General features: G+C 63.6%; 11 protein-coding genes and 2 tRNA genes. 9 read left to right on the plus strand and 4 right to left on the minus strand.

Annotated features, from left to right (window positions below; genetic code table 11):
* Positions 1-2: 2 nt before the first annotated feature.
* The 5 genes from AB4074_RS20715 to AB4074_RS20735 all read left to right on the plus strand — a co-directional run bounded on the left by AB4074_RS20715 (position 3) and on the right by AB4074_RS20735 (position 4,205).
* Complete coding sequence (locus AB4074_RS20715) at positions 3-665, plus strand: MOSC domain-containing protein (RefSeq protein ID WP_441415075.1); 663 nt, start codon at positions 3-5, stop codon at positions 663-665.
* Positions 666-1,105: 440 nt separating this feature from the next.
* Positions 1,106-3,283, plus strand: coding sequence for a DEAD/DEAH box helicase (locus AB4074_RS20720; RefSeq protein ID WP_441415076.1), 2,178 nt, complete (start codon positions 1,106-1,108; stop codon positions 3,281-3,283).
* Between the two features lie 233 nt (positions 3,284-3,516).
* Positions 3,517-3,879, plus strand: coding sequence for a LysM peptidoglycan-binding domain-containing protein (locus tag AB4074_RS20725; protein ID WP_441415077.1), 363 nt, complete (start codon positions 3,517-3,519; stop codon positions 3,877-3,879).
* 118 nt (positions 3,880-3,997) lie between these two features.
* Positions 3,998-4,069, plus strand: a tRNA-Thr gene (locus tag AB4074_RS20730).
* A 62-nt stretch (positions 4,070-4,131) separates the two neighbouring features.
* A tRNA-Met gene (locus AB4074_RS20735) sits at positions 4,132-4,205 on the plus strand.
* 91 nt (positions 4,206-4,296) lie between these two features.
* Here the strand turns inward: AB4074_RS20735 and AB4074_RS20740 are convergent.
* The 3 genes from AB4074_RS20740 to AB4074_RS20750 all read right to left on the minus strand — a co-directional run bounded on the left by AB4074_RS20740 (position 4,297) and on the right by AB4074_RS20750 (position 8,108).
* Positions 4,297-4,515, minus strand: a complete 219-nt coding sequence (locus tag AB4074_RS20740; RefSeq protein WP_441415078.1) for a hypothetical protein — start codon at positions 4,513-4,515, stop codon at positions 4,297-4,299.
* 35 nt (positions 4,516-4,550) lie between these two features.
* Positions 4,551-5,018 carry an SRPBCC family protein gene (locus tag AB4074_RS20745; RefSeq protein WP_441415079.1) on the minus strand — a complete coding sequence of 156 codons (468 nt, stop codon included), beginning with the start codon at positions 5,016-5,018 and terminating at the stop codon, positions 4,551-4,553.
* 2,121 nt (positions 5,019-7,139) lie between these two features.
* Complete coding sequence (locus AB4074_RS20750) at positions 7,140-8,108, minus strand: LysM peptidoglycan-binding domain-containing protein (protein WP_441415080.1); 969 nt, start codon at positions 8,106-8,108, stop codon at positions 7,140-7,142.
* A gap of 552 nt (positions 8,109-8,660) precedes the next feature.
* Here AB4074_RS20750 and AB4074_RS20755 point away from each other — a divergent pair.
* The gene (locus AB4074_RS20755; protein WP_441415081.1) at positions 8,661-9,317 is read left to right on the plus strand and encodes an SDR family oxidoreductase; all 657 of its coding nucleotides are present in this window, start codon (positions 8,661-8,663) and stop codon (positions 9,315-9,317) included.
* A 132-nt stretch (positions 9,318-9,449) separates the two neighbouring features.
* The gene (locus AB4074_RS20760; protein WP_441415082.1) at positions 9,450-11,021 is read left to right on the plus strand and encodes a Na+/H+ antiporter; all 1,572 of its coding nucleotides are present in this window, start codon (positions 9,450-9,452) and stop codon (positions 11,019-11,021) included.
* A gap of 12 nt (positions 11,022-11,033) precedes the next feature.
* On the opposite strand, the gene AB4074_RS20765 is transcribed toward AB4074_RS20760, so the two are convergent.
* The gene (locus tag AB4074_RS20765) at positions 11,034-12,239 is read right to left on the minus strand and encodes an ROK family transcriptional regulator (RefSeq protein WP_441415083.1); all 1,206 of its coding nucleotides are present in this window, start codon (positions 12,237-12,239) and stop codon (positions 11,034-11,036) included.
* Positions 12,240-12,347: 108 nt separating this feature from the next.
* Here AB4074_RS20765 and AB4074_RS20770 point away from each other — a divergent pair, with 108 nt between their 5' ends.
* Positions 12,348-14,051, plus strand: a complete 1,704-nt coding sequence (locus AB4074_RS20770) for a glycoside hydrolase family 13 protein (RefSeq protein WP_441415084.1) — start codon at positions 12,348-12,350, stop codon at positions 14,049-14,051.
* Positions 14,052-14,155: 104 nt separating this feature from the next.
* Complete coding sequence (locus AB4074_RS20775) at positions 14,156-15,121, plus strand: aldo/keto reductase (protein ID WP_441415085.1); 966 nt, start codon at positions 14,156-14,158, stop codon at positions 15,119-15,121.
* The last annotated feature ends 224 nt before the right edge of the window (positions 15,122-15,345 follow it).

The following is a 15,345-nucleotide window of genomic DNA, read 5'->3' on the forward strand; positions in this document are numbered from 1 at the left end:
TTATGGATACCGCATCGTTGCTTGCTGTTTGCCGGGTATACGAACTCCTGCCCGATCCCGAAGGGTCGGTCGGAGTGACGGCCATTGACAAGCGCCCCGTTGACGGGCCGGTGAAGGTCCACAAGCTGGGAATCCACGGAGACATCCAGGCGAGCCGGATCCACCACGGGGGCGAGGACCAAGCGCTCTATGCCTACTCCCAGGCGGATGCGGATTACTGGGCGGGTGAACTCCAGAGGGACATGCCCGCCGGGATCTTCGGGGAGAACCTCCGCGTAGCCGGGATCGAGACGAGCGGTGCCGTGATCGGCGAACGGTGGAAGATCGGCCTGGACGTCGAAGTCGAGGTCACCTCCCCGCGTGTGCCGTGCGCAACGTTCCAACGCCGCATGAATGAACCGCAGTGGGTCAAGCGGTTCACGGAAGCTGGACGCGTCGGCACCTATCTGCGCGTGGTGAAGACCGGTTCCATTTCGGCCGGGGACTACATCCACAAACTGTTTGTGCCGAAACATGGCATCACGGTGGGGCAGTGGTTCAGCAACCCCAACCTCGATGACATGCAGTTGCTCCTCGACGCGGAGGCCGACGGAGAGGTCCTGCTTCAGTCCGACTACCACGACATCTTCGAAAAGCTCATGCGCCGCAACGGGGTGGACGCCTGATCCGCCTTCGAACGGACGTCCTCGAACGGCCGTCCTGAGGGGCGGCCTTGAGGGCGCTCGGGGCGGGTTTGTGCGCAAGCTCACCGCCGCCGTCGACCGTTATGTCGCCAAGGGACTAATCTGTGCCCTACACTTGAACTATCCCCCACTCCGGAAATCCCTTTTTCCTGCCCAATTCTTGAGGCAGGACTGGTCAGTGTTGGGGCCCGCAAAATGTGTGTGGGCAGTTTCATAGGGAGAGCCGGGCGAAGAAAACGCTGTACAGACTGCTGAGATAGCAGCCAAGAGATGCAGCGGGAAGTCCTGCCATGGGATTGCGACAGCGCCGGACTTCTTGCGAGCAACAGAGCCTTCGGGTTCTTCTGTTCGCAACGTGTACTGCGGCCAAGCCCAACCGGGCCGCGCCGACTGGCCCCCTATGGATGAGGAAACTTTCCCCTATGCCCGAAAACCTGAACGACCCGTTCGTCGCCGAGTCTGCTGAAGAAGCAGAGACCGCCGTCGAGTTCGCCGAAACCGCACCTGCCGCTGAATTCATCGAGGCTCCGGCCCCGGTTGAGGCTCCTGCCTTCACTGAGGCACCCGCTGAGGCTTCGGCCCCGGCCGAGACCCCGGCCGAATCACCCGTCGAAGAAGAGGACGAGGGCGTCCGCTTCGTCGACCTCGGAATCGACCCCCGCGTCCTGGCGGCCCTGCAGGACGTCGGCTACGAGAAGCCGTCTCCGATCCAGGCAGCAACCATTCCGCTGCTGCTCGAAGGCCGCGACGTCGTCGGCCTCGCCCAGACCGGCACCGGTAAGACTGCAGCATTCGCAGTACCGGCACTGTCCCGCCTGGCCGAACTCCACGACCTCAACGGCCCGTCCCGCAAGACCCAGGCCCTGGTTCTCGCCCCGACCCGCGAGCTTGCGCTCCAGGTTGCCGAGGCCTTCACCTCGTACGCCAAGCACATCGATGACTTCACGGTTCTCCCTGTCTATGGTGGCTCCGCCTATGGCCCGCAGCTTGCCGGCCTGCGCCGCGGTGCACAGGTTGTTGTCGGTACCCCGGGCCGCGTCATCGACCACATCTCCAAGGGTTCCCTGGACCTGTCCGAGCTGCAGTACCTCGTACTGGACGAAGCCGACGAGATGCTCCGCATGGGCTTCGCCGAGGACGTTGAGCAGATCTTCCAGCAGACCCCGGAAGACCGCCAGGTTGCGCTGTTCTCCGCCACCATGCCGAGCCAGATCCGCCGGATGTCCAAGCAGTACCTGAACAACCCTGCCGAGATCTCGGTCAAGTCCAAGACCACCACAGGCGCCAACACCCGCCAGCGGTACCTGCAGGTCATGGGCCCGCACAAGCTCGACGCGTTGACCCGCATCCTCGAGGTGGAAGAGTTCGACGGCGTTATCGCCTTCGTGCGCACCAAGATGGCAACCGAGGACCTGGCTGACAAGCTGAAGTCCCGCGGCTTCCAGGCCGCCGCGATCAACGGTGACATTCCGCAGCAGCAGCGCGAACGAACTGTCGACGCGCTGAAGGAAGGCCGCATCGATATCCTCGTGGCCACCGACGTCGCGGCCCGCGGCCTTGACGTTGAGCGCATCAGCCACGTGGTCAACTACGACATCCCGCACGACACCGAGTCCTACGTCCACCGCATCGGCCGTACCGGCCGTGCAGGCCGTAGCGGCGACGCCATCCTATTCATGACGCCGCGGGAGAAGTACCTGCTGCGTTCGATCGAGAAGGCCACCCGCCAGCCGGTTGAGCAGATGCACCTGCCCACCGCCGAGACGGTCAACACGTTGCGCCTGGGCAAGTTCGCGGACAAGATCACCGAGACCCTCGAGTCCGAGGACGTTGCCGCGTTCCGTGACTTGATCTCCTCCTACGAAGAAGAGCACAACGTTCCGGCTTCGGAGATCGCCGCTGCACTGGCCGTCATGGCACAGGGGGGCCAGCCGCTCTTGGTCAAGGAACTGCCGGCTGCGCCGGAATTCCAGAAGCGCGAGCGCTCCAAGGACGGTTTCGGTTCCCGTGGCCCGACCCGCACCCTGACCGAGGGCAACGCCACCTACCGGATCGCCGTCGGACGCCGCCAGCGCGTCATGCCGGGTTCGATCGTTGGCGCCATTGCCAACGAAGGCGGCATCTCCTCGGCACAGATCGGCGGCATCGACATCCGCTCGGACCACTCCCTGGTGGAGCTTCCGGCGGACCTGAGCCCCGATCAGCTGCGCGCACTGTCCCGCACCCGGATCGGCGGCGAGCTGATCCACCTCGAGCTGGACAATGGTCGCAAGCCGGCCTCTGACCGTGGCGGCGAGCGTGGCGGTTACTCCGGTGGCAGCCGCGGCGGCGACCGTGGTGGCTACTCCGGTGGAGACCGTGGCGGAAACTTCAAGGGCAACGGTGGCTTCAAGAAGGAGTTCCGTAAGACCGAAGGCGACCGTGGCGGTTACTCCGGTGGCGAGCGTTCCTCCGCTGACCGTGGCGGCCGTTCCTACAGCGAGCGCAGCGGCGCCGGTGCCGGCGCCGGAACGGGCAGCTACGCCGACCGAGGCGCACGCAAGCCGCGCACTGGCGGCGACGCTGGCAACCGCGATTTCAACCGCAAGGGTAAGTGGTAAACAGGACTAGTTCCTGGGTTTTTGGCAGAGGCCGGCTTTCGAGCCGGCCTCTGGCTGTTTAACGACGGCCCGCCTTTAACGCCGGCCCAGGTCCCGCGCACGCCTGACTGTACCGTTTTCCCCATGTTTGACAGGCCAGAGGTTCAAGAATGACCGACCCGCCGCGTCGTAAACGCTTTCCCAAACCAAACATGGGGAAGACGCGCGGCCTACGGCTGTGGAAAGGTGGGTTCATGGGATTCCTCGATGGGTTGAAGAAGAACCTCGGCTTCGACAAGGCCGAACACAAGCCGACTGGACGGGCCTCTGAGGCCCCGCGGGAGCCCGCTCAAGCCTCAACGGGGGGGACGGTCCAAAGAGCTAGGCCCGAGGCGTCAGCGGAAGCTCTCGCGGCTCCCGGCCCCGCAGTGCCCGACGCCGGTGCTCCCGCCCCCGGCGCAGGGCAGGTCACCGAAGTCGTAGTGGAGGCAGACGATACCCTGAGCGGCATCGCCATGCAGTTCGGCGTCGACTTGGATGCCCTGATCGCAGCGAACGCGGATACCGTGCCCAACCCGGACCACATCTACCCGGGCCAAGTGCTCCGCCTGCCGTAATTCAGGCCCTTTCCGGCGCAAGAATCCGGCGCGGATGCAAATTGTGTCGGCGCCGCATTTCCCTGTCCCGCAGCCGATTTGTGGCCTGAGAAATCGTCCGGTAGAGTATTTACTCGTTGCCCCCCTAGCTCAGTGGTAGAGCGCGTTCTTGGTAAGAACGAGGTCACCGGATCGATTCCGGTGGGGGGCTCTGAATGAGGGCCTGTGTCAAGGCGGTTTTTGACCGGCTTGACGCAGGTTTTTCTCATTCGTGGCGGTGTAGCTCAGTTGGTTAGAGCGCACGACTCATAATCGTGAGGTCGGGAGATCGAGCCTCCCCACCGCTACAGTTTCCGCAGGTCAGAGGCGTTTCGCTTCTGGCCTGCTACTGTTTTAAGTACCTGATCCAACGGAAACCCAACTAATTCATTAGTTCGGTCATTCCTTGGAGTTCTTTTCGAGATACGCTTCGAGAACCCGGATCGCCTTGTCGACGTGGTCCTTCAGTTCCCCTGGTTGGCTGTTGTCGGCGATGGTAGGGTAGCGCAGCCTGACGTACTCCACCTTGAGTTCAGATCCCGGATCTCGAAGGCGGGCACGCGTTGCTTCGGCGTCGAGTCCACGGCCGAACTCATAGTGCGTCAGGCATGCGGCCACGATGCAGATGCCCTTACGTCGCGGCCGTGCCCCGTTCAGCCGGAGGCTTCCTCGCTCTCCCCGTGCTCGGTGAGGATCTCGGCGAGGGTGGCGAGGTTGGCGCGCATCTGCCGTGCATACGCCTTGTTCACGAGTGCATCGGCGACACGGCCGAAAACTCCGCCGAGGCCCGCGCCGGATTCCAGGCGGTAGTTCAGCCGGGTCCCCCCGGTCTCGGGGGTCATTGTGTAGGTGCCGGTGAAGTCGATTTTCCCTTCCACGGACTTGACGACCTGCTTCGTGGGGCGCTCGTTCTCTATCACCTCGACAACCCAGTCGAAGGTCCGGCCTAGGATCTTGCTCTTGCCCTTGAACCGTGACCCGACGCGGACGGGGCCGTCGCCTTCGAGTTCGCTGGTCAGGATGGTGGCGTCGTACTCGGGGAGGTGCGTGGGGTCGTTGAGGTAGTCGAAAACCACCTCGGGCGGGACGGGGATGACGATGCTCTCGTCGGTTACGGGCATTGGTCTGTTCTCCTTCGGGGGATTTTTCATTGGGCAAGGTGATGTTGGCCGGTCTTAGAAGCACCGGAGCGTGGCGTGAGTACCGGGACTGCGGCGGATGGGGACGGCATTCTCTATGAACAGTCGCCCCGCAGTGCTCGCTGATTAGCCGCCGTTGTGGTTCACGTACGCATCGCATTGCCCTTGGTTCTTGAACTGTGGATAGTTCGTCCAGCCGCCGTCCTTGCATTGGTTCTTGCTTGTGGGACTGGGGTTGCATCACCCATCGGGCGGAGACCATGCGTTTCGGATACGGTACGGGTGAACCCTGACGTGGGCGCGTTCGTGCCGCCCACACCGGGCCGGGCTTGGCACAGGGAAGACCATACTCAGTCCGTTTGGCAATCGCTTGAGTGGTCACCACTTGTTAATGGCGGCACATTTCCTCGCGAGGATCACTCGTTACGTGGTCCGTGTCCCGGCAGGTAGCCTAGGGTGCCTCGATCTCGCAGCACCTCCGGACGGTCCTTCCGAATCAAGAGCAAGTGCCGTTCGCGCGGGGCCGCTACCTACTGCAGGGCAATTCCCTGTCTGTATGCAGGGAGGATGCCTGGCAGTATATTTACATTAGGTCTCTGGCTACCGAAGTTTCACAGCTTGCCGCTTGGGGGCGCCTGCGAACCGCAAGAATCGTAGGCAACCATGCCGCCGCAAAGTACTCGGAAGGGTTTTGCTCAGCACCCCATGATGCTTGTTCTGGGGATTCTTTTGAGCGTCGGATTGCTGCACGTGCCCGGTGAGCCGATACGTGCCCATCTTGAAATCATGACGGACAGAGCACTTCCTCAGGGCAGGACGCAAGTCCAGACGGATGATCCCTGGAGCAGTTTCCCGCTCGATTCCCGCGAACTCTGGAAGTTCCGGCTAACCACCAGACATTGAGGCATTCCAGCGTTGCCTATTCCTTGGAAGGCGGCGAATCGCTCCGATCTGACCTTGTCCTCGGTAAAGGGGTGGATCATCCGCCTAAGCCTCGGTGACCATGAGGACAGGCTCTGTCGTCCTGACAGCATTGAGGGAAAACCGAGTGACCTGGAACGGGCCGGTTCGATAATGGGGATTTCTGGGGGTGAATCGTTGTACGGAAACTGAGGAAAAGGCCCTCCTCAGAATCGTGAGGTCGGGAGATCGAGCCTCCCCACCGCTACTTTGAAAGTCCAGTTCAAAGGCGGGGACTTTTTCGTTTCCGGGGTGTCGCACCGAGCCAGATGCGGATCGAAGAAATCGCCCTTCCGGCGGCCAGCCAAGCCTGCCCATGGTCCTGATCGAAGTCCGCAAGTCCGCTGGGCACTTGCCGTAAAGATTTCGTAAAGATCCTGTCGAAAAGCTGAGAGCGCGTCCGACCAGCCGATAGTTTTTAGAGGCGCCGCCACTTGGGTGTCCCCCAATCCTCAGGTGGCGGCGCTTCTCGAAGATCTTGGCCAGCGACTTACGTGCCTGAGAACAAACAGACTCTCCCATAAGCGTTTGGCGCCCGAGCAGGCAGTCTTAAGTGAATCTTGATCTTTTCTTAGTGTTTCCTTGAGGTTCACCGTGTACTGGGCCGTTTCGTCTGTGGGCTATCTCCAGCTACGATCAGGAGGTTGTCCGGACCGAAAGGCATCCTTGCTCGTGGATTTTGGCCGCTATCTCATTGACCTTGTGGTCTTCGTTGGCATCACAGTTGTGCTGATGTGTTCTCTTCACCTGCTCGTGCTGTGGCACAAGAAGCGGAAGTACACGAAGTTGTTGCGCCCTGAGAGACAGTCGCTACCCGGCCGCGATACCGGAGCCCGTCCGGAAAGGCCAGGCCCTGGACGCATTCGCGATCAACGGGCGACTCTCACCGGCGTCCAAAGGCCATGACAATGGCTACCACCGCCGCGACGACCAGCACCGTCGCAACCCAGATCCATTGTTGTCCGTCCAAGTTCGCCCCACTCTCAGGTCTTGGTCCAGTCTCCCAAAATGAAGGCTGTTGAGCGAGGTCTGGTGGGGAGATCGAACCTCCCACCCTCACAGAAGCAGGCCAGGAGCGTTCAGCTTCTAGCCTGCTTCTGTTTTACGACGCTGAATTCCGCGGGCCTGCCGTCCTGACCGCCCTCAGTTCAGTGCGATGACGAGCATCTGGTTGGTGCCCGGGATGCATGTTTGCAATACCGCCCGAGGAAATCCGCCGAATACCGCTGCGACGTTGTTGGTGGTCCCGCCTTGAGGCACCTGGCCGCGCGCCGTGACTGTGTACGTGCCATAGCCGGGGATGCTCACGGTCTCGCCGACGCCGATACCCGAGAATTGTGCCCACCCCCCGCAGAAATCATGTTCGGTAATGAACAGCGAGTAGGCGTCCGTGGGGGTGAAATGGATCGGTCCAATGCAACTGTCCACGGCCGCCTGGCCGCCTGAGCCCGCAACATAAATGGTCCGCACCGCCGGAGCGGGAGCTGGGGCGGCTGCTGGCGCTGGCGCCGGAGCGGGGGCAGGTGCAGGGGCGGGAGCCGCGGCAACCGGCGGCCCTGTCAGCTTTAGCACCTGGCCGGGCACGATGACGGAATAGGTGCTGAGCCCATTGGCTGCCAGCATCCCGTTGACGTCGACGCCGAACCTGGCCGCTATGGAGCCAACAGTGTCGCCGCTGACCACCGTGTAGGCGTTCGTGTCAGGAGCAGGAGCAGGAGCAGGAGCAGGAGCAGGAGCCGGAGCGGGTGGAGCTGCGGCCGGCGCCGCTGCGGGCGCGGACGGCGCGACGGCGGCCGGTGCCTGCGTCTGTACTGGCGCCTGAGTGGCTGCCGGCGTGGAACTGGCAACCGGCGTGGAACTGGCAGCGGCCGGCGAAGGCGCGGCAATACCGGCTCCCGAGCCGATCTGCGGGGCAAGTGCGGCGCTCGTGCCTGCAGGCGCAAGTACCTGTGCGTAGTTCTGCATCGTCACGGCCGCGATGGCCACCACTGCCACGATCGCCCAGGTGGCTATTGATGCCTTGTACCTCGTGAGTGTTCTTACCCCCGCGGATATCAGGGCGAGGACGTTGCCTCCGCTGATCCCGCTGTGTCTGTAGTCCTGCTGATACATGTCGGATCCCCGTAATTCATCGTTTCTGGGGCCGGTCGGTTGGCTGGCCCGGGAAGTGATACGCAGGCGCAGGGGATGGCGCTTATTGAGACCCTTTTGCTTAAATGCGCAGCACTGAGGAATCCCTCGATCCATCTACTTTGATAAATCCATCAAAGGGATGTATGAACCCGTTTTGATAAATCCATCAATGAGATTTATGAAAGAGATATTTCCTTTTTCCTGCTGCAGGTAATTTGAGTGTAGGAATGGGGAATTCGCTCTACACGAGTGGGTCCCACTCGCTTTTATTCCGGGCTGCCGATCAAACACTCGCAAGGCATCTTCGACAGGGGCGGGTGCTTGCGGGAGCCCGGACTACCAGCCCTCGGGCGGGGAGGTGTGATTATTACTAAACTAAGTCTGCTTAGTAATTAGTGGTCATATTTATCCCGAGAATTGACGAATTCGGCAATGCGCACCGCAAATGCGGAGAGACTATTTTCCGGGAATTTATCCACCGTGTTGGGGAGGGCTTGACCACGCACTTGACCACTGGGACAGAATGGGTCCATGAGTCGAATCGCAATCATCGGCGGCCACGGCAAGGTGGCCTTGCAACTGTCCCGCATCCTGAGCAACGAAGGTCACTCGGTCACTTCCTTCATCCGCAATCCGGAACACGCGCCCGACGTCGAAGTGACGGGTGCCGCCCCGGTAGTACTCGACGTCGAGAATTCGACGACGGCGGAGATCGCCTCTGCACTTGACGGCCACGACGCGGTGGTGTGGTCCGCCGGGGCAGGCGGAGGCAATCCGCACCGTACGTATGCAGTGGACAGAGACGCCGCCATCCGCTCGATGGATGCCGCGGCGCAAACGGGCGTGGCCCGCTATGTGATGGTGTCCTACTTCGGCGCAGGACCCGGCCATGGCGTTCCCGAGGGCAACAGCTTCTACGCCTACGCGGATGCCAAGGCCGCGGCGGACGAGTACCTGCGCGCGACTGATCTCGACTGGACGATCCTGGGCCCGGGCGCACTGACCAGTAATCCGGGGTCTGCGCTCATTGAGGTAAGCCCCGCGGACCCGAGCACCGGGACCGAAACTTCGCGGGCCAATGTTGCCTTGGTGACTGCCGCCGTCTTGGAACTGCCCGAGACCGTCCGCCGCACCATCGAGTTCAGGGACGGCTCGGTGCCTGTGGTGGAGGCCCTCACCGCGCCCTAGCTGCACCCTCCCGGTCCGGGAGCCGGGCCCGGCGCCGGGCCTGGACCGCACACCGCCGGGATATGTTGGTAGGGCTAGTCCCGAGGCAATGCCCGGGACGCTGCCACTACGACGTCTGGGGAAATCGGGAACATGGACCAGTTGGCACTCATTGTTGGATTGCTGCTTGCAACGGTCGTGGCCGTGGGCTTGGGGGACCGCTTGCGGCTCCCGTACCCGGTACTGATGCTGTTGCTGGCTGCGGCGATGACCTTCATTCCGGGCTTCCCGGACTTTGAGCTTGCGCCTGACCTGATCCTCCCGATCTTCCTGCCTCCGCTGCTCTTCGCGACCGCCCAGAAGAGTTCCTGGGCGGTCTTCCGGGTCCGGTGGCGGACGCTTCTGCTCATGGCGGTGGCGCTCGTTGTCGTTTCGACGGCGGCCGTTGCCGGAGCCGCGTGGCTCATGATTCCAGGGATCGGCATTCCGGCGGCGATCGCACTGGGCGCCATGGTGGCTCCGCCGGATCCTGTGGCGGTTGAATCCGTTGCCGGCCGCGTCCACATGCCGCGCAGGCTCATCACCGTGCTGCAGAGCGAAGGCTTGTTCAACGATGCCGCGGCGATTGTGATCTTCCAGGCCGCGGTGGCGGCGACGGTTTCAGGCACCAGGCTGGGGGCCGGCGTCGTGCTCCAATTCGTCATCGGTGCTGCCCTGGCCGTCATTGTCGGCATCGCGATGGGCTGGTTGACGAGGCTGATCACCAAGCTGGTCACCTCCATGGTGGCCCGAAGTGCCGTGACCCTGGTGATTCCTTTCGCCGCATACATCCTGGCTGAAGAGCTGCACGCCTCGGGGGTGATCGCCGTCGTCGTCACCGCCCTCGAGACGCAGCGGCACGCGCGGTCCCAGGACGCGGCTGAACGCGTCACGCGCACCGCCTTCTGGGACGTGGTGGAACTGCTCGCCACGGGTCTGGCGTTCGGCCTTGTGGGGCTGGAGATCCGGCATGTGATCCGGGACGAAGGCGCGGCCATTTACGGGATGATTGGCCCGGCCGTGGCGGTCTGCGTGCTCGTCTTCGTTGTCCGTTTCGCCTGGCTCGGGCATTTGGCAATCTCGGCCCGCAAGCGGAAGAACCTGCTGCAGCCCACTTCCCCCAAGGAGGTCCTGATCCTGACCTGGTGCGGCATGCGGGGGCTCGCGACGCTCGCACTCGCCTTGGCCCTTCCGCTGACTATTGCGGACGGCCGTGACTTCCCTGCCCGGCACGAGATCCTGGTCATCGCCTGCGCCGTACTGCTGGCCACCCTGGTGCTGCCGGGGCTGACCCTTCCGTGGCTCATGCGCGTGCTCAAGGCGTCCGAAGACGGTTCACACGAAAAGGATGCCGCGCGGCTCTTGGCCAAACGCGCCCAGACTGCTGCAATCTCTGCGCTCAAGGAACACGATCTGATGAAGGAGCTGCCGGCGGACAAGGTGGCCCTCGTCAAGGAAAAGATGACCCGCCTGCATGCCGAGCTGCTCGACGGGACATTGAAGAATGAGTCGGACGCTGAAAAGCGCCAACGCGGCAGGGAACTGGCGATCGCGGTCCAGACGATAGCCCTCGACGCCGCGCGCCAGGAAGTGGTCGCGGCGCGGAGTGAACCGGGGATGGATCCCGAGGTGGCGGACCGGGTGCTGCGCCAGCTCGACCTCCGCACGATGGCGATGCCGGACTAGCCTCCGAAGGCCCTACGCCCGCCGCAACACCAGATCCAGGGAATTCTTCTCCACATGATCCAGTGCGTGGCGAACCGCTCCGATGCCCACAATCGCATCGCCCAAGGGGGAAGCTGCCAACCGCGGGGGAGTGGCGGTGTACGCAGCCAGCTTCCGCGCGGCCGGCTCAAGAAGGACCGACGCCGAATCTGCCACCGCGCCGCCGATCACCACGAGCTCCGGGTTGAGCAAGATGGCCACCGTGGAGACCACCCGGGCCAGCCGGTCCGAAAGCCGGTCCAGGATGCCCAGCGCCACTTTGTCACCTTGGGCAGCGGCGGCGAAGACGTGTTGCGCCGTCACCTCTCGGCCCGGGGCGGTCGCGGTCCGCAGCGTCGTTTTCGACTTTCCCGCCAGGGCTTCCGCTGCCCACAATCTGGCCAGTGCGGCAAGGCCGTCCGCCGATCCGACTCCGTCCACCATGTCCAGGTAGGCCATTTCGCCAGCGCCGCCGCGGCTGCCATGAAGCAAACGGCCGGATTCCACCAGGCCCGCACCGAAACGCTCACCGGCAAGGAGTACGGCTAGGTCCTGGACGCCGCTGCCGGCGCCGCGCCAACATTCGCCCAATGCCGCCAAGTTGGCATCGTTCTCCAGCATTACCGCCCATCCGTGCAGATCGTGAAGGGCCTTCTTCAGGCCGACGTCGAACAGGCTCCAAAACGGCTGGCTGACGAGGATGTTCCCGTCGCGGCCCACGGGGGCAGCAAGCCCGACCGTCACCGCAAGGACCTTGTCTGGTGCCACTCCGGCGGCCTCGAGGGCGAGCAGCGCGGTTTGGCTGATGACCCGGATTCGTTCCTCCGCTTCGATCTCCCTGGCGCGGAATGGCTCGCTGGCCCGTCCGACGGTCCTGCCGCGCAGATCGGCCACCACCACGGTGGTCTTGAGGACTCCGACGTCGATTCCCAAGACGCAGCCGGCGCTTTCGTCGAGCTCGAAGCGCCGCGCCGGGCGCCCCTTCTGGTACGTGCCGAAACCGCGCTGGTTTTCCAGCTCGCGGATCCAGCCCCGGGCCATGAGGTCTTCGCACACGGAAATGGTGGTCGCACGGGTCAGGCCGGTGGCGTCCATCAGCTCCGAAACGGTCACGGCGTTGGAGGAACGGATGGCTCCGAGCACGGTGGCCGCGTTGAACCGCCGGAGCATCTGCGGAGTGGCAGTCGCGATTTCAGCCATGGCTGTTGACCTCCTGTAGGTATGCGTCACATAATACTTGAGGTACTAAATTTAGATTCTAAATAAAAGTCCTATCCATCGCAGCTTCGACACAGAACAGGATTCCCTTTGTCCTCCACCGTCACCATGGCCACCCATTTCGACTCCGAGCGCTCCGAGCGCATGGCCGATCCCAACTGGTGGCGCCAAGCGGCTGTCTACCAGATCTACCCGCGCAGCTTCTCCGATGCGAACGGCGACGGCCTGGGCGACATCAAGGGCATTACCGCCAAGGTTCCGTTCCTGTTGTCCCTCGGCATTGACGCCGTCTGGTTGAGCCCGTTCTACCCCTCGGCCCTTGCTGACGGTGGCTACGACGTCGACGACTACCGCAACGTGGACCCCAAGCTGGGCACCCTGGCCGACTTCGATGAGATGGCGGCCGCCCTGCACGCCGCGGGCATCAAGTTGATCGCGGACATCGTCCCGAACCACTCCTCGGACCGGCACGAATGGTTCAAGGAGGCGCTGGCGTCCCCGAAGGGCTCGGCAGCCCGTGAACGCTACATCTTCCGCGACGGCCTGGGCGAGAACGGCGAACTGCCCCCGGCCGACTGGGACTCGATCTTCGGCGGCCCGGCCTGGGAGCGCATCACCGAACCGGACGGCACCCCCGGGCAGTGGTACATGCACATCTTCACCAAGGAGCAGCCGGACTTCAACTGGGACAACCCCGAGGTCCGCGAGGACTTCCTGAAGACCCTGCGCTTCTGGTCCGACCGTGGCGTGGACGGCTTCCGCATCGATGTTGCCCATGCCCTCACGAAGGACCTGCCGGAGGTTCTACCCTCCAAGACCGAGCTGCCCAAGGAAGGCGACAACGCTTTGGGCGCCCACCCGTTCTGGGACCGCGACGAGGTGCACGAAATCTACGCCGAGTGGCGCAAGGTCTTCAACGAGTACAACCCGCCCCGGACGGCCGTCGCGGAAGCGTGGGTCCACGCAGACCGCCGCGCCCGCTACGCCAGCCCCGAAGGACTGGGCCAGGCTTTCAACTTCGACCTCCTCCAGGCCGATTTCGACGCCGGACAGTTCCGCACGATCATCACCAAGAACCTCGGCGAGGCCGCGGCATCCGGTGCTTCCTCGACCTGGGTCTTCTCCAACCACGACGTCGTCCGGCACGCGACCCGCTACGGTTTGCCCGCGGGTGGCGGCCGTGACGGCTTGGGCCAGGACGGCAAGCAATGGCTGCTCGACGGCGGTTCGGCCGCCGACGTCGACGCCGAGCTCGGCCTGCGCCGTGCCCGCGCCGCGTCGCTGCTGATGTTCGCCCTGCCGGGCTCCGCGTACCTGTACCAGGGCGAGGAACTTGGATTGCAGGAAGTCGGCGACATCGTGGCCGGCCAGCGCCAGGACCCCGCGTTCTTCCGCAACCCGGGAGTCGACGTCGGCCGCGACGGTTGCCGTGTCCCGCTGCCGTGGACCAGTGAAGGTTCGTCGTTCGGCTTCGGCGACGGACGTGCACACTTGCCACAGCCTGAATGGTTTGCCGGCTACGCCGTGGAGGCGCAGGACAACGTTCCCGGCTCCACCCTGGAGCTGTACCGCAAGGCCCTGGAACTGCGTTCGGAGCTGCGGGCGGCCGAGGACCTTGAATGGATCCCCTCGAGCAATGAGTCGGTGCTGCACTTCGCGCGGCCCAACGGCTGGCAGTCGGTGACCAACTTCGGCACCGAGCCGGTGGCACTTCCGGAAGGCACCGTCGTCGTGAGCAGTGTACCGCTCGACGGCGGCAAGCTCCCGGCAAACACGACGGCCTGGATCGTCTGACCCCTGACCCCCGACCGCTGACCCAACTGGCCCGCAGTTAACGTCGTTTTGAAGGCTGTAAACGACAACAACTGCGGGTCAGTTGCATGTGAAAGAGTTTGAAAATGACTGCAAAAAGCAAAATCGCGTCCGGTCGGCTCATCTATGGCTGCATGGGCCTCGGAGGTTCTTGGGAGGGCGGCGAATACGCGGCTGCCGAAGTTGATCAGGCCGCGGCTGCGATCGAAGCCGCCATGGGCATCGGGATCGCCCTTTTCGACCACGCCGACATCTACCGCAGCGGCAAGTCCGAGGCCGTATTCGGCGAAGTCCTCGCCGGGACGCCAGGGCTGCGGGAAAAGATCCAGCTCCAGACCAAATGCGGAATCCGGCTCGGCCAGCCCGGCGTAGATGGACATTACGATCTCAGCAAGGACGCCATCCTGGACCGGGTCAATGGAAGCCTGGAACGGCTGAGGACCGACTACGTCGACATGCTGCTGCTCCACCGTCCCGACCCCCTGATGGAACCCGCCGAGGTGGCGACCGCCGTCGGGCAGCTCATGGCGGAAGGCAAAGTGCGGCAATTGGGCGTGTCCAACATGTCCGGCGCGCAGATCGCCTTCCTGCAGGACCAGCTGGAGGTGCCGATCGTGGCCAACCAGCTGGAAATGAGTCTGCACCGCCGGGCCTGGCTCGAGAGCACTGTCCTGGTCAACCACGACGACGCCCTCGGCTACAGTTTCCCGCACGGCACTTTGGAGCACTGCGTCGGCCAGGGGATTGAGCTGCAGGCCTACGGTTCCCTCGCCCAGGGCCGGTACACGGGCTCGACGCCGGTATTCCCGACTGCCGCGGACACTGCGACTACCGCTCTTGTCGCCGAGCTCGCGGAAGCAAAGGGTGTCAGTCCTGAGGCCGTCTTGTTGGGGTGGCTCATGAAGCATCCGGCACGTATTTCCCCGGTGCTGGGCAGTTCCAACCCGGCGCGGATCGCTGCCTGCGCGGATGCTGCCGCAGTTGCCGCAGCCATGACGCGGGCCGAGTGGTACGGCCTGTGGGTGGCTGCGCGGGGCAGCAAGCTCCCCTAGAGCGGGTTAAACCCAACTGACTCGCAGTAGGTGTCGTTATGAGCCCTTTAAACGACAACAACTGCGAGCTAGTTGGGCTAAGCCTCGATCCACCGATGTGCCCGGGCTGATGATTTGAATCCGGTTCGGCTCGTTGTGCGGGCAGGGAGCATGCTGGGGTGCCAGGCCTCGCTGCCCTTCGGTGTTCCACTGTTGGTCCTGGTTGCGCCGGGTGGCTGGGTGGG

This window comes from Arthrobacter sp. 2MCAF14 (assembly GCF_052115645.1).
In the GTDB taxonomy this organism is placed as follows: Bacteria; Actinomycetota; Actinomycetes; order Actinomycetales; family Micrococcaceae; genus Arthrobacter.